Genomic DNA, 14,739 nt, shown 5'->3' with positions numbered 1-14,739 from the left:
CACAGCCGTAGCCGTCCCGCAGACGCCTCAGGACGCGGGACGTACAAGGCATGAGCCCCTTACCTCCAAATACAATTCGAAGGATCAGCCATGAAATTTCATTTCCATCACATGAACCTCTGCTCGGAAAACGTCACTCGCCTCTCGTCGTTTTATCGCTCCATTTTTGACCTCGACCGCATCGAGGACGAAGAGCACGTGCGCTGCAACACCGACACAGCCCATGGTTACAGCGCGGAAGTAGATTTCGTGACTGATGGCGCAGTCGAGTTCCACTTGGCGACCAAGGACATCGACCTGAGCTTCCGCATGAAGCAAGCCATCAATCCTCTGCACAGCGGTCACTTCTGCTTTCGGACGGACGATATTGAAGGCTTCAAGAAACGCCTCGAAGAGCTGAACATTCCGTATGCGGATTACGGGGTTTGGGCCATGGCGAATTGGTACCAGATCTTCTTGCAAGACCCGGATGGCAACATCATCGAAGTGCATCAGCCAATAACCAAATAAACGATACCAGCTGCTACCAGAAAGCCCGTCGTGCCCCTTCACATTCTTAATGTTTGGGGCATCGCGGGCTTCTTTGTTGGTGCCACAAATTCGGCGGTCTTCCAGTAGTTTCATCAGAGTCGATTGACTGAGATTCCGAGCTGATCGTTCCTCTGGCCTAAGGCCAATGCACCATCAAGGAAGGATCATATTGGCAACCGATTATTGAATCGTCAAAAGCGCTTAGGGCGGTGGCCAAATTCCGAATTTTCCGACCTGGAACCAGACCAGCCGCCCTGCGCTATTTCACTCAGATCAGAAGCGATAAAAATAGCTGAATCCGACACCGTACTGGGTGTCCTTTTAACCAATGGACTATCTTTGATCGCCCCTCCCATTCGGGTGGCGCCCAGGTCAAAGAACACGGAGTGATTAAGAGCCGGGCGCCAATCGATACGTATACCTGCCTCGGTATTAACTGTGGAAGCGCCCTGGTAGCCCGGGCGCCCAGCAATCACTTCACTCGCCATTACGCCGTAGTAGTAGTCCACATAGTTGCTGTCGACCCATTCGGTTGCCAACCGCGGCGTAAAGCCGAACGCTGCAGCAGCGAATCGACGATCAATCTGCAATTTTGCACGAGATCCTTTGCTGTTACTCATGGCGTCTGTAAGAACTTCGGCTGACAATCTGACCAAATCAGTTCTCCAGGTAGCAACACCGCCTACCCAGAAACTACTATCGCGATCACTCATGTCTCGAAGAAAAGGGGAGTCACCTGATTCGTAGCCTTCGCTGATGTATTTTCCGCGCAGTCGGAACGTCACAGGCCCTACCGATGGCAGCTTCACGTCCACGCCAGAACCGAATACGTGAACATATTCGCCCTCGTAGGTCACCGTCGGAAAGCCGCGTACCTTGTCGTCAAAATAACGATAGACCCGATAGTTCATGCCGCCGGCGAACCCAACGGCCCACTTTGAATCGCTGCTTTCGGTTTCCACCCGGCCCTCGCCATACGACTTTGTCATGGTGCCCGTGGTCTGCGCCGACGCAGACGCCATGGACAAGCCACCGGCAGCAAGGATTGCCAGCACCACGGGTAGAGTGCGAACGGGATTGGACGGAAATGCAGGGAAAGCATGTGATGACACGATCGAGTCGTCCGAAGAAGAATATTGAAAAGGCCTGACCGGAGATCGGAAGGCGCTGTAGAACACCCATCAAATCATTCAAGGGACCTAAGAAAAGCTCCTATGCGGCTAAGTACCAGTACCGCATTTGCGGCGCTTCGCTTCTTCTCCTACTTCAGCCTGCATGCCACTTGTCTGGGTTGCGGGATTGCGACTGTCCTGGCTCAACGTGCGTGCACTAGTTTGCGCAGCCCGACAAAACCGGGGTCGGAAGCTTCAACTCCAAGTGCCAGAAAGCACACTAACGACCGATCGGTCATTAGTGGCAAGCTCTACCACCGAGCGATCGGTCAGTAAGCACCCGATTTTAAACCTGATGTTGCGGCGCGCCGCCCGAGACCACTCCATTGACCCACTGTCGATTTCAACGGTTGAACAGGTTGTCGACACGCAGCTTCCGCCAAAGCGGATCTGCAGGTTGAGCTGCCCCAGTGAGAGCAGGTAACGTTAGGCATTTCATTTAAAGAGAAAAAGCCGGGCGCTTCGACCGCGCATAGGCGAGGTACTCGACAGCGAACTTCGCTACAGATGCTTCCCCATTAGCGCTGGGCAGTCTGGGCAGTTGCGAATTGCAGGATGAAGGGATGTCGTTTATGACCTTGATCATGAACGATGTAACGACACCTTTGCTGTTGCCTTTCGCAACACGATCAATCAGTTTTTCTGATATCGCTGCCAGCCACAGGAAAACCACGGCGTTCGACTATTAGCTTGCAATCACATCGGGCGCTCATTCGGAGAGCTCCCTCTAATCACTACTGGTTAGGACGCAACAGCAGGGTCAATAACTTGCGATGTGAATCCTTGACCGCCTGTATTTCCTTTTGCGCTTTATCCTTACCCATAACCATTTGGGCCACTGCCGAATAGACCACCGGAGCCATCACAAGGCTGAAATGGTCGGTCAAGGGGCTGGATTTCACTATGCCGTCCGCCACATAGCCATCGATAAGAGCCTGGCGATCCATACGACCATGCATGTTCTTGGCCTCCCACTTCGCTAGCAAGTGCGGCACGCGATGGCCTTCGGTAATAAGAAGCCGGGCAATCGCAATCGTGTCATCGGTAAGCCCACCGTAGGCAAAGTCGATAAGGCGCTCGATAAAGTCATCGGCACTAGTGACATTCTGCAACTGACTCCAATTACGTTCCGAGCGGCTCATCAATTGCTCAAGGAGCGTTTCGAACATATCGTCCTTGCTAGCGAAATGAACATAGACATTCGCCTTCGAGATTCCCGCCCTATCGGCAATCTTGGCGATACTGGCGCCGGTGAAGCCCAATGCATTGAACTCGATCAGCGCCGCGTCGAGAATCTGCTGGCGACGAACTTCAGGGAGCAGTCGCGTCCTTTTCTTCCTTGGTTCAGACTGGAGTTGGAGGGCTGTCGGATTTGTTTTCTTCATACTGCCGTGTCATGTAAGAGTCAGGCCGTCGCGCAGACAGTGTCGACGGAGTTGTTTAGCTGTAGGCAGCTTCCCCGCGTTCCGCTCTCAATCAAGTTTGCGGATCATTGACAACGAACACGCGCGTAACACTTTACACCGTACGTCAGCCCCCCGGATCGGAGGCTGTGAGAAGACTCTGCGCGCCTTGTGGAACCGAAATGGGTGCTGCTTGCCAGTTGGCCAGTCTAGACTACGAAGGTTCGCGAACGCTCAATTTTCTTCTTCGAGCACCTTAATGCCTAGCCTTGGCAGCGAACTAAAGCATCCACGCATTGCTACTGTGCGCTGGCATGGCTTTCAAGCTTCGTATAGACGAAAAGACCGGACACACCTCAAGCGCCAAACCAATCATTCCGATACAGTTCCAGCAAAACCTCAAGTGGATCTCTCAGCGCCCGGTCAGACAACCGCTTCACCTGACTACGACATGAGTCGCCAGTGGCAAGCGGCCCTGCACCGGCCCCTCCTCCAGTTTTTTTCTGCCACGATTGATTGAAGATGGTTCGGGAGGTTTCTTGATTGCGCGCCTCATGGCCGTATGCGCCGGACATGCCACAACATCCCGAGGCCTCGACCGCCAGCTTCAGGTTGGCGCGACGGAAGACTTCCACCCATTGTATGCTGCGGGCAGGCACATTGGTTTTTTCAGAGCTATGGGCCAGTAGACGGTATCATTCAGCTGCCGATTGACTAGGTATTTCGGTTAAACCATCGAGCAGCCATTCTTGGGACAGTTCGACCTTTGGAACCGTCAACAGACCAGGGACTTTTTGATACTCCTGACGGTAGACCAATGTCATCGCCGGATCCAAGCCCACCAGACGCACGCCCGACTCTCAGCCACGCTTTAAATTTCTTGATCGTCGAATGGACACCCCCATGCAAGCAGACCTATTTCTGGCTCGACCCGAGGATCTAAATCTGCTTCCTTCGAATGGTGTCGTGAACGATTTCGGCATTGTCCTGAGTATGAAAGAAGCTGATGTTATTTTCTCACGCCTGATATCAGATATTGCCTGGCAGACCGATACGGCGCTCATCAATGGCAACGTCATCGAAACCAGGCGCCAAGTGGCGTGGTATGCAGACACCCCATCGCGCTACGTCCATTCCGGTGTCCTGAGACAATCGTTGCCATGGGATGTCGAAATCCTCGACTCACTCAGAGCCCAGGTTGAGCGCTTAACCGCAACGACGTTCAACTCGTGCTTGCTCAATCGTTATGAGGATGGCACCCAAGGAATGGGATGGCACAGCGACAGTGAGGCTATGGGTGAGCACGCTGTGATCGCGTCATTGAGTCTGGGGGGAACTCGAAAGTTTGCCTTCAAACACAAGAGCTCCGGTGAGCGTAGGGAAATGGCTTTGCACCATGGGCAACTGATCGTGATGCGAGGGGACACGCAACAATATTGGCTTCATGCGCTGATGAAAACCAACGCTGCGGTCACCCCGCGTATCAGCCTGACGTTCAGACGGTTCGCGTAGCCTGCACGTTTTCAACTCATCGTCGCGCCCCTCCGACAAGCGGCCCCTCAGACCATCAGCTAGCTACGTTGCCCCTGGAAAAACGCTATTGTATAAACACTGACAGTTTCTATAGAATCCACAAAGCACAAAACATCCGATTTCGAGCATCGCCAAGCCCATGCCCCAAAAGACCACCAAGTCCACGCCTGCCAAACCACGTAGCCGATCCTCGATTGGCGCGGTGCGCAGTCCACAAAGCACCGAAGCCATTCTGGAAGCGGCCGCCGCTATTCTTGAAGAGCAAGGGTATCGGGCGTTCACCATGGACGCACTGGTCGAGCGCGCCGGGTCAAGCAAGCCGACCATCTATCGATGGTGGCGCAGTAAAGGCGCTTTGTTGAGGGATGTTTACGAGCGCGCAGCGTTGACTTTCGTCACCTCCCCCGACACCGGGAATCTGGAACAGGATTTGATTGAGCATTTGCGCTCGCTTTGGAGTTGGTGGCGGTCCTCAAGCGCCGGGGAAACCCTTCGCAGTTTCTTCATTGAAATTCAGCTGGATTCAAAAGCCATTGCGGAATTCCGAGAAGAGTTTCTACCGCGCCGCGAACGTACTTTGCGCAAGATATTCGCCAGAGCAGTGAACGCAGGGGAAATTGTCGACGGTCCTGCGGTGGAGGTTGCCGTGTCAATGCTCACAGGCATGTCTTGGCTGCATCTGGTCACCGCGAACCTGGAGAATCTTGATGACATCGACAATTCGGTCGCTGTGATCGTCAAAGGCTTGAGAGTTCGATAGTCGATGGGGGGAGCAGGATCTTTTTTTGCCCATAACGACACTGACAGTTTTTATTAGCTTTATCGCGCTTTCAACCGATCACCTTTTGTTGCTGCACGTCAGTCTTTACCCCAGAGAATACCGTTCATGAACAGTCGAAAAAATGAGGAGTTTACGGACGTGCGATCCAGACGCCCCTTTGCCGCCCAAGCGTCAGCCTCTGTCTTGCTGATCCTGCTTGCCGGTTGCTCTTTCAGTGACTTGAAGCCCCAGTCCAGCCTGCTATCGCCCGGGGATGCCAGTGAAACCCTGGCCAATAGCGGCATCACGCTATCGCCAGCCGCTTGGCCAACCGAAACCTGGTGGACCAGCTTCAACGATCCGCAGCTCAACACTTTGGTTGAAGAGGCGCTCGCAGATAGTCCAACACTGCGCTCGGCCGCCGCTCGTGTGCACCAGGCCGGCGCCCTGGAGGCCGTCGAAAGCGCCTCGCTGTTGCCACGTATTGACGTAGCGGCAAGCACCACCCGCGAACGCTTCAGTGCTAACGGCACCACGCCTGCGCCTGTCAAAGGCACCTGGCAAAATGTCGACCAAGCGACGCTGAATGTTGGGTACGAACTGGATTTCTGGGGTAAAAATCGTTCTGCCGTGGAAGCCGCCGTGGGACGTCGACATGCGCTTGAGGTCGACAGCCACGCGGCTGCGCTGATGCTATCGACGTCCATCGTGCAAACCTATATCGCCTTGCAGGACACTTATGAGCAACTTGATGTTGCTCAGGCGTTACTGGATCAGCAAGTCAAAATTGAAAAGCTGACACAGCAACGCTTTACCGCCGAATTGGGCACGCAAATTGATATCAAGCAATCCCAAGCCTCGCTGCCCGCCAGCCGGGCCAACATTGCGGGCCTCAAAGAAGTGATTGAGCTGAACCAGAACAAGCTCGCCTCCTTACTGGGCAAGGGACCTGATCGTGGACGCTCGATCACCCGGCCCCACATGCAGGCAAACAACACCATCGCCCTACCCAGCCATATTCCTGCCGAACTGATCGGGCACCGGCCCGACGTGGTCGCTCAACGCTGGCGCGTAGAGGCATCGGGGCATGAGATTGATGTGGCCAAAGCCCGGTTTTACCCAAACGTGAACCTTACGTCCTTTATTGGCCTACAAAGCCTTGCGTTCGACACCTTCAACGATCACAGCAGCAGAATTTTGGGCTTTTCGCCGGCGATCAGCCTGCCGATTTTCGAGGGTGGACGCTTGCGCGGCAATTTGGATGCTCAGGATGCGGCTTACGACCTCGCCGTTGAAAACTACAACCAGACCGTCATCGACGCGCTACGTGACATCGCCGATCAACTGTCTTCGTTGCGTTGGTTAAAAGAACGACTGGCCCAACAACTCGAGGCGGTCAACACAGCCCAGGCCGCGTCCGATCTGGTCAACCTGCGCTATGGCGCGGGGCTGGCCACGTACCTGCAAGTGCTGGCCACCGAGAACGCGACACTGACCCAAAAAAGTCAATTGGTCGCGTTGCAATCCCGTGCGCTTTCTCTGCAAGCCAACTTGAGCCGGGCGCTGGGTGGTGGCTATCGCCCCGAGTTCTCCGCCACCCCCCCTGCACTCCCAACCGTAGCTGATAAATCATGACCACCCAAACGTCCTCCCCCGTCGATCCTGCTCAACCCAAAGCCTCCTATCGCCCTCAGTTGCTGCTGATCCTGGGCATTGTGCTGTTAATGGCGACCTTGGGCATCTGGTACCTGTTGGGACTGGGTACCGAATCTACCGACGATGCCTATGTGGACGGCAACATCGTTCAGGTGACCTCTCAGGTCAGCGGCACCGTGACGGTGATCAGTGGTGACAACACCGACCATGTCGATGCCCATTCGCCGCTGGTCACGCTCAATGCTGTGGACGCCGAAATCCAATTCGAGCGCGCTAAATCCAACCTTGCCCGCGCCGTACGCCAGGCGCGCACCCAGTATTACCAGGTGCAACAACTGGAGGCTGAAGTCAGCCAACGACAAAACGACGTAAACAAGGCCCAGGATGATGTACGCCGACGCAGTCAGCTTGCCGCCAGCGGTGCTGTTTCGCGCGAAGAGATTAGCCATGCCGAAGAGGTACTTAAAAACGCCTTGGCGGGCCTGGACGGTACCCGGCATGCACTGGCGATTCGCCTGGCCATGGTCGATAATACGACACTACGTACCCACCCCGATGTGCTGGTGGCTGCCGCTAATTTGCGCGATGCCTGTATTGCGCTGCACCGCAGCCAAATCTACTCGCCGGTTACCGGTGTAATCACCAAACGCAGTGTGCAGGTTGGTCAGCGAATCAATCCAGGCGTGGCACTGATGTCGGTGGTGCCAATCGATCAGGTGTGGGTGAACGCCAACTTCAAGGAATCGCAGATCCAAGATTTGCGCATCGGCCAACCTGTGGTTCTGCGTGCCGATGCCTACAGCCGCAAGGTGATATTTCACGGTTCCATCGTAGGTCTGGATGCGGGCACCGGAAGCGCGTTTTCGTTGATGCCTGCCCAGAACGCGACAGGTAACTGGATCAAGGTGACCCAGCGCGTACCCGTGCGAATCGCCCTGCAACCGCAGGAAATCGCCGACAACCCGCTGCGTCTTGGCCTATCCATGCGTGTGTCCGTTGATACCACCGACACCAGTGGGCAGGTGCTTAACAAGAAGACACCCGCGCAACCGGCCTACAGCACCAATATTTTTGAAAACGAGCTTAGGGACGCCAATGACGTTGTGGAGCAAGTGATCAGCGCCAACGATGACCGTGGCCAATATGCCAAGCATCTGAAACCTTGACGGGGTATTTCATGTACCGGAAAAACGCCGCGTTGTTGATCACCGTAGGGCTGCTATGCGCATTGGAGTATCTACAGGCCGGCATGATCGCCTTTGCCTCGGCCCCCATCCGCGGTGAGATCGACGCCAGCCCTGAAGAGTTCACGCTGATTGCGGCGCTCTATGCGTGTATTGCCGTGGTGGTTATCTCAAAACAACGCTGGTTGGTGGAACGGCTCGGCTGGCGTAACTTCATGCTGGGCTCCATCAGCATTTACGTGTTGGGGGCCTGCGTGTGCGGCGTCAGCAGTGACCTCACCACCTTCACCGCCGGCCGCGTGGTCATGGCGCTGGGCGGCGCATCGTTCATGACCTCTGCGCGACTAATGGTCAACTTACTCCCGCCGGGTCCCGGGCGATTCGTCGGGGTAAAAGTATTCGCCACTGGGCTGGCCATTGGCACGGCAGCGGCGCCCTTTCTTTCATCACTGGTAGTCGTCGAGGACACATGGCACGCGATCTTCTGGCTACTGATTGTCGGTGCATCGGTAGCGGCCGTTCTCTGCACACGTTTTTTACCCAACATACCTATTCACGAGGATGACCGGACGCCCTCCAGCCCGGCGAATATCCTGTTGTTATCCGTCAGCACTTTCTTCCTGCTGTATGTGCTTCAGCGTTCCTACTACGATTTTTACAACGAGATGTTTATCCTCCTCACCTTCGCACTGCTCGCCGCCTTGGGCGTGTACATCTTCTTCCACGCCGAACACGGTAAAGAGGCGCCCTTCCTTAAGGTCAAGGACTTGATGCAGTCTCGTTACATCCTCGGGGTTGCGTTGTTCTGCTTCACCTACATTGTGCTGGGCAGTAACAACTACATCTTGCCGTATTTCCTGCAAACGGCACTGGGTTACTCCTGGGACACCATCGGTACGTTCCAGGCCTTCGGCTTGGCTGGTGCGTTGTTGACATGGATCGTCATGGCTATCGTCATTCCAAAGTATCCAGCTCCGAAGAAGTTCTTCGTAGCGGGCTTCAGCGCCCTGATCTGCTTTGGTGTGTTGTTGTCATCCCTGACTCCCGACGCCAATATGTGGTCAAACATCCTGCCTGCACTGGTGCTTAACGGCTGTTTCGTGATGCTTGTACTCGCCACGGCGGCCATGCAAACCTTTCGCGATGTGACACACCATGACACGCTGTTCGCCCACGCCTATCAGATCAAAAGTATGCTGGCTCAGATTGCCATGGCACTTGGCACAACCGTTGCCACCTTGTTCCTGCAATGGCGCACCACTCTGCAATACAACAATCTCAATGGGCATTTCAGTTCAGGCGATCCGCTCTATCTGGAACAGACTCAACTGCTGACTCAGGCACTCACACCTGCCGCAGGTGCGGGCCCAGCCAGTCAGATTTCGGTATCGACGCTTGCCCAATCCCTGCACCAACAATCAACCCTGGTCGCAAGCATGGAGTATTTCTGGGCTGTCATCGTAGTCGCCAGTGTTGCATTGGTCATTTCCATGATGCAGAAGACCTTCAAGTGACGACCGCGGTAACCTTTGGCAATCAAAGATCATGATAAAACTCGACCATCAAGAGTTCGCTGTTTCATGTGTATACGAAGGCAGAACAGAGCGATCACTTCCTAGCATTCAAAAATCCAGAAAAAAGTCACCTCAAATAGTCAGTGAGAAAACAAAAACCTCTTCATTAATAAATTATTAACAATACTAAAAATATCTTAAAGCCTTTTAGGCATCGTCCACTGCAGCAAGCCAGCAATTTTCTGAGGTTTGCAATAGAACGGGGGATGTCATATTGATTCGCACAGCACTTATATACTCTTCGCCCAACCGATCAAGCCTCTTGGCCCTATTTCGCCATGAGGGTTATTTTATGACGAAGTCAAACCGCCTCTTCGCGCGTGACAAATACCGGTTGCCTCGTCCAACACTTGTAGCCATTGCCACAAGCATACTATCGGCGAGCTTCCTACCGTCCGCATGGGCACAGACGAACGAGGAAAAGTTCCGCGACGGTGGTTCGCAATGGGGACTCGGTATCGGCGTGGCGATGGAACGGAGGCCCTATCGCGATTTTGACGATAAGACGCAGGTCCTTCCAATTATCACCTACGAAAACAAGTGGGTCAGCCTCTCTGTTCCTACCCTCGATCTGAAGCTACCGTCAGCCGGGCCCGTTGAATTCCGACTACGCGCACGATATGCCAATGATGGTTACGATTCAGATGATTCCTCTTATCTAAGCGGCATGGACAAGCGCAAGAACAGTGTTTGGGTGGGTGGCGCAGCCATTTGGCACAACGACTTTGCGAACCTGACAACAGAGGTGCTGACTGACGGTTCGAGCAACAGCAAAGGAACAAAGTTCAAGCTTCAGGTCGACCGCCGTTTGTCATCAGGTGCTTGGGGGTTCACTCCACGGATCGCGGTGCACATGGTCGATAGCAAATACGTCGATTACTACTACGGTGTACGTGCATCAGAAGCCCGCATCGACCGACCCCTTTACGACGGCAAGTCCACTACCAACATCGAAGTGGGCCTACGCGTGGACTATGCCGTTACGCCGAAGCAGTTGCTGTTCGTCGATGTCGGCGCTACCAGCTTCGGCAACGGTATCAAGGACAGCCCGCTGGTTGACCATTCTAACCAGACAGGACTTCGTGCAGGTTACGTTTACCGGTTCTGAGTGAGGCATGCCCTTCCGCGTTTAACATGCGCCCCACCACGGAAAATACAGGTCAAGGCGCATCATATCCCAGAAATAAAATCAGGAGTGGAAGGCTCAATCGGTCAGCTCCACGTGCACTTTTCGTCCGTTGGTTGGATACAGTTTCGCATTCATATCCAACCGTACCTGGACTTGTCTCCCTTCAGGCTGATCAGTGTGCGCATGTCCTTCCGCCACGCAGGAGCCAAGCATGAATATTGCCAACTGGCTGGACGAAGCCGGCCGTCGCTTCCCGAAGCGCCCAGCCTTGTTCGAGGGACAGCAACAAGTCGCCAACTACGGCGCCTTTGTCGCCCAGGTCCGGCACCGCGCTGTGTATCTGATCGACGAGCATGCCATTGCCCCCGGTGACCGGGTCGCACTGTTCATGAAGAACTGTTGCGAATACCTTGAGCTGCTCTACGCCATCTGGTGGGCCGGCGCCGTGGCGGTGCCGATCAACTGCAAGCTGCACCCGGTCGAGGCCGGTTGGATAGTGCGCAACGCCCAGGCTCGGCTGATTTTCACCGATGGAGGCCAGGTATTCGCACCCGAGACTCTGTCCCAGGCGTGTCGAGAGCTGGATCGAGAGGACATGGGAGCACTCACCTCGGCCGCTTCGCCGCCGGACACGCCTCATCAGCGTCATGCCGATGACCTGGCCTGGCTGCTCTACACCTCCAGCACCACTGGCGACGTCAAGGGGGTGATGCTGAGCCATGGCTACCTGACAGCCATATCACGGGACTGTTCGCCCGACGCCGATCCGCTCGACGTCGATGAGACCGTGGTGTATGCGGCGCCGATGTCTCACTGCGCCGGTCTCTACAGCCTGATCCATGTGCATAGGGCCGCTCGCCATGTCGTCCCGGAGTCCCGCGACTTCAAGGCCGACGAACTGTTCGAGCTGGCCAGCGGGTTCGGCAATATCACGTTGTTCGTGGCACCCTCCATGTTCAAGGACATGATCGAGCAGGCGCGCCGCCAAGGCTACGACGGTAAGGGCATCAAGACCATCATCTATGGGGACACCCCCATCTACCCGACCGACCTACGCAACGTACTGTTCAAGAACAGATACGGCGAGTTCCTCAAGACGGAGCTACGCCTGTGGTTGAAGGCCAGAGACAACGACACCTCCGCGTTCTGAAGAACATTATCCTTCGTACAGAGCCTAGTATTCAGGTACATCGCACCGCCCTCCCGCAACCTCAACCATCTCCGGCGAGAGCGGTTTTTCCTTAAGCAGCAGAGCCAATATCAAGGCGATTCCCATCATTATCAGCGCGCCCTGAAATACCAAACGAAAAGCGACGAGCATCATCTCGGTATTCGTGGCAACGGACATCCCTCTCGTCAGAATTGCACCAAATGCTGCTGCGCCCGTGGCGCCACCCAGGGTTTTGAAAAAATTAAGAGCCCCTGTCGCAACCCCAAGGTGGCGGTGCTCTACAGCGTTCTGCCCAGCCAGTAGGACGACCTGTATGAAAAACCCCAAACCAACGCCAAGTATCGCCATCATGAATATGACGAGCCAAAGTGGCGTCGTGACTTGCACCAGACTCAACATAAATAGCCCGCCACCCGCAAATAGTGCCCCCAGGATAGGGAAAATGCGGTAACGACCTGTGCGAGAAATGACTGCCCCTGTCAACGCTGTTGCGACGATCAGCGCGAGCAACAAAGGGACAATGCTGCTACCAGAGAGAAAGGCTGACAGCCCGAACACTTTCTGCAGCATTAGTGGTACGAAAAACATGGCAACAAACAGCGTTGCTGTAGACAGGAAAAACAATGCCGATGAAATCGAAAAAATGCTGTTGGCAAATAGTATCAGCGGCGTAATCGGCTCAGATGCATATCGCTCGACCTGTAAGTACGCAATGAGGGACAACAGACTGACACCCGCCAAACCGAGTATCTGCCATGACCACCAAGCAAAAGTACTGCCACCCTGAACCATAACGAGCAAAAACGATGTGGTAAAAAGAATCGAAAGAAGCGAACCGGCAATATCCAATCGGTGTGCGCTTTTATGAGTGGGTAGATGCAGGCGAGTCGCGATTATTACAAAGGCCAGCACACCGATTGGCACGTTGATCAGAAATATCCAGGGCCAACTCCAATGATCCACGATCAATCCACCCAACACTGGCCCGAGAATGATTGCTATAGCAGGGACGATTCCGAGCGTGGCCTGGTAGCGTGCTCGCTCACGGGGTGAAACCATATCCCCCACAATTGCCATAACCAACGAATTGAGCCCTCCGCCGCCTATGCCTTGCAATGCACGAAATCCGATCAGCCACAGCATCGTTGGAGCAAACGAACAGAGCGCGGAACCAAGGACGAAGATAGCTACCGAGGCTTGAAACACCTTTTTCCGTCCATGCATATCGCCAAGCTTGCCGAAAATTAACGTGCTAATGGCGCTGGTAAGCAAATAGGCAGTAGCAATCCAAGGGGCGTTTGCAGCATCGCCGAGCTCCTCACCAATCTGGGCAAGTGCAGTGGCGACAATGGTTTGATCCAAGGTGGATATGAATAACACCAACATCAAAGGCAATAGTACGGCTGAAACAGAGGTACCTGTTAAGGGCTGTTTCGTATCCGGAGATCGGTAGTCGGCACTTGGCATATCGGTTTCTCAACTAGGGGTTTCAGACTTGAGCCATACCGCCGTCCATAGCGAGGATGCTGCGTGTTAGGGCGAGTTTTAGCACTGACGAGAAATGGCGCTGTACTGGCCATCTCCTGCGCCTCTCTCCAGCGCTTTATCGATATTGCTGCGTACGCTAAACGAGGACCTTGTTGAGCTTTTTTGGGTTATACGCGGCCACCGCCAATACCCATACGGCCCCATCAACGGCGCCACCGATAAACCTACGTCGCTGGAAACATCGGTCACTAACGTGACCTTACGAGAGAGTTTGGATACAGATTCAGTCATCGAACGCGCCTCCAAAGCGACTTGTCATCAGCTGATGACATCATTACTCCACACGGCGTTTGCCAATGTCAACAACTGATGACAAAATCGACTCATGAACATACAAAAGCAGTCAAAAGCCTCTACTCTGGGTGCGCAGCGCACTGCTCAGGGACGAAATTCTGCGGAAACGCGGCAGCGCATTTTCTGGGCCGCGCGGCAGTGCTTCTCATACAAGATCTATGAGAGCGTCGGTATGCGCGAGATTGCCAGCGTTGCCGGTGTGGATGCGGCACTGGTAAGTCGTTACTTTGGCAGCAAAGAACAATTGTTCGCCGAAATCATTCAGGGGGCATTCAACGTCGAGGAGCATTTACCTGATGATTTGGAGGATGTCGGTAAATTTCTGGTTGAGCGCGTACTGAGCAAGAGCCCTGTTCCCAATGATAACGGATTCAACCCATTGAGTTTGCTATTGCTGGCCTCGGCAAGCCCTGCGACATCTACTGTTGCGTCTAGTCGATTTCATGTCGAGTTTGTGCAACCACTAGCGCTCAAGTTAGGCGGTAGAAATGCCAACGTACGAGCAGCATTAATAGGCTCCTATGTCATCGGACTTGCCACGATGCGACATCTGCTTAACTCACCGGATCTGGACAACGCTTTAAAGGACGAATCTGTGACGCTGGTAATTGCTGCAATCCAGTCTTGCGTATCCCCGCCCTGATGAGACGGATCAACGTACGTTAATTACTAGTAAACACAGCCCTTTAACCGGTTTACTGCCATGTGCACTCTTAATAAAAAACAAATTGCCATGCCTCGTATGCCCTAAAGAACCTATCCTCTGTGATCTCGGAGTGACTCT

General features: G+C 54.3%; 11 protein-coding genes and 2 pseudogenes. 9 read left to right on the top strand and 4 right to left on the bottom strand.

The annotated features are described in order from the left end of the window. Positions 1 to 90: 90 nt before the first annotated feature. Complete coding sequence (locus BMY54_RS11975) at positions 91 to 510, top strand: VOC family protein (protein WP_093432535.1); 420 nt, start codon at positions 91 to 93, stop codon at positions 508 to 510. A gap of 212 nt (positions 511 to 722) precedes the next feature. Here BMY54_RS11975 and BMY54_RS11970 read toward each other — a convergent pair whose 3' ends face one another. The 3 genes and pseudogenes from BMY54_RS11970 to BMY54_RS30860 form a co-directional block, all read right to left on the bottom strand. Further along, on the bottom strand, positions 723 to 1,709 hold the full coding sequence (locus BMY54_RS11970) for a MipA/OmpV family protein (protein ID WP_256573878.1): 987 nt from the start codon (positions 1,707 to 1,709) through the stop codon (positions 723 to 725). Positions 1,710 to 2,437: 728 nt separating this feature from the next. Continuing rightward, a complete protein-coding gene (locus BMY54_RS11965; protein WP_093432529.1) occupies positions 2,438 to 3,088 on the bottom strand; it encodes a TetR/AcrR family transcriptional regulator in 651 nt (216 codons plus the stop codon). 374 nt (positions 3,089 to 3,462) lie between these two features. Then, positions 3,463 to 3,966 (bottom strand): annotated as a pseudogene (locus BMY54_RS30860) (hypothetical protein); the annotation flags it as partial. Between the two features lie 43 nt (positions 3,967 to 4,009). On the opposite strand from BMY54_RS30860, the gene BMY54_RS11960 reads away from it, so the two are divergent. The 7 genes and pseudogenes from BMY54_RS11960 to BMY54_RS11930 form a co-directional block, all read left to right on the top strand. Then, positions 4,010 to 4,618 carry an alpha-ketoglutarate-dependent dioxygenase AlkB family protein gene (locus BMY54_RS11960; RefSeq protein ID WP_093432608.1) on the top strand — a complete coding sequence of 203 codons (609 nt, stop codon included), beginning with the start codon at positions 4,010 to 4,012 and terminating at the stop codon, positions 4,616 to 4,618. A gap of 160 nt (positions 4,619 to 4,778) precedes the next feature. Beyond that, positions 4,779 to 5,399 carry a TetR/AcrR family transcriptional regulator gene (locus BMY54_RS11955; protein WP_093432526.1) on the top strand — a complete coding sequence of 207 codons (621 nt, stop codon included), beginning with the start codon at positions 4,779 to 4,781 and terminating at the stop codon, positions 5,397 to 5,399. 126 nt (positions 5,400 to 5,525) lie between these two features. Beyond that, positions 5,526 to 7,034, top strand: a complete 1,509-nt coding sequence (locus tag BMY54_RS11950; protein WP_093432524.1) for an efflux transporter outer membrane subunit — start codon at positions 5,526 to 5,528, stop codon at positions 7,032 to 7,034. Further along, a complete protein-coding gene (locus BMY54_RS11945) occupies positions 7,031 to 8,221 on the top strand; it encodes an HlyD/EmrA/EmrK family protein (protein WP_093432522.1) in 1,191 nt (396 codons plus the stop codon). Before BMY54_RS11950 ends, BMY54_RS11945 begins: the two co-directional genes overlap by 4 nt. 11 nt (positions 8,222 to 8,232) lie before the next feature. Then, the gene (locus BMY54_RS11940; RefSeq protein WP_093432520.1) at positions 8,233 to 9,753 is read left to right on the top strand and encodes an MFS transporter; all 1,521 of its coding nucleotides are present in this window, start codon (positions 8,233 to 8,235) and stop codon (positions 9,751 to 9,753) included. A gap of 352 nt (positions 9,754 to 10,105) precedes the next feature. Continuing rightward, the gene (locus BMY54_RS11935) at positions 10,106 to 10,921 is read left to right on the top strand and encodes a MipA/OmpV family protein (RefSeq protein ID WP_093432518.1); all 816 of its coding nucleotides are present in this window, start codon (positions 10,106 to 10,108) and stop codon (positions 10,919 to 10,921) included. 232 nt (positions 10,922 to 11,153) lie between these two features. Next, positions 11,154 to 12,008 (top strand): annotated as a pseudogene (locus BMY54_RS11930) (AMP-binding protein); the annotation flags it as partial. Between the two features lie 108 nt (positions 12,009 to 12,116). On the opposite strand, the gene BMY54_RS11925 reads toward BMY54_RS11930, so the two are convergent. Further along, positions 12,117 to 13,580, bottom strand: a complete 1,464-nt coding sequence (locus BMY54_RS11925; RefSeq protein ID WP_093432514.1) for an MDR family MFS transporter — start codon at positions 13,578 to 13,580, stop codon at positions 12,117 to 12,119. 406 nt (positions 13,581 to 13,986) lie between these two features. Between BMY54_RS11925 and BMY54_RS11920 the strand changes: the two genes are divergently transcribed. After that, complete coding sequence (locus BMY54_RS11920; protein WP_093432512.1) at positions 13,987 to 14,598, top strand: TetR/AcrR family transcriptional regulator; 612 nt, start codon at positions 13,987 to 13,989, stop codon at positions 14,596 to 14,598. The last annotated feature ends 141 nt before the right edge of the window (positions 14,599 to 14,739 follow it).

The sequence above is a fragment of the Pseudomonas sp. ok266 genome (assembly GCF_900110195.1).
In the GTDB taxonomy this organism is placed as follows: domain Bacteria; phylum Pseudomonadota; class Gammaproteobacteria; order Pseudomonadales; family Pseudomonadaceae; genus Aquipseudomonas; species Aquipseudomonas neuropathica.
This window is presented reverse-complemented; position numbering and strand designations above follow the sequence as displayed.

What these genes read in the sequence shown, in the direction of transcription:
- BMY54_RS11975 (WP_093432535.1), top strand. Translation starts at nt 91, where the DNA reads ATGAAATTTCATTTCCATCACATGAACCTCTGCTCGGAAAACGTCACT.
- BMY54_RS11960 (WP_093432608.1), top strand. Translation starts at nt 4,010, where the DNA reads ATGCAAGCAGACCTATTTCTGGCTCGACCCGAGGATCTAAATCTGCTT.
- BMY54_RS11940 (WP_093432520.1), top strand. Translation starts at nt 8,233, where the DNA reads ATGTACCGGAAAAACGCCGCGTTGTTGATCACCGTAGGGCTGCTATGC.
- BMY54_RS11920 (WP_093432512.1), top strand. Translation starts at nt 13,987, where the DNA reads ATGAACATACAAAAGCAGTCAAAAGCCTCTACTCTGGGTGCGCAGCGC.
- BMY54_RS11925 (WP_093432514.1), bottom strand. Translation starts at nt 13,580, where the DNA reads ATGCCAAGTGCCGACTACCGATCTCCGGATACGAAACAGCCCTTAACA.
- BMY54_RS11965 (WP_093432529.1), bottom strand. Translation starts at nt 3,088, where the DNA reads ATGAAGAAAACAAATCCGACAGCCCTCCAACTCCAGTCTGAACCAAGG.
- BMY54_RS11955 (WP_093432526.1), top strand. Translation starts at nt 4,779, where the DNA reads ATGCCCCAAAAGACCACCAAGTCCACGCCTGCCAAACCACGTAGCCGA.
- BMY54_RS11935 (WP_093432518.1), top strand. Translation starts at nt 10,106, where the DNA reads ATGACGAAGTCAAACCGCCTCTTCGCGCGTGACAAATACCGGTTGCCT.
- BMY54_RS11945 (WP_093432522.1), top strand. Translation starts at nt 7,031, where the DNA reads ATGACCACCCAAACGTCCTCCCCCGTCGATCCTGCTCAACCCAAAGCC.
- BMY54_RS11950 (WP_093432524.1), top strand. Translation starts at nt 5,526, where the DNA reads ATGAACAGTCGAAAAAATGAGGAGTTTACGGACGTGCGATCCAGACGC.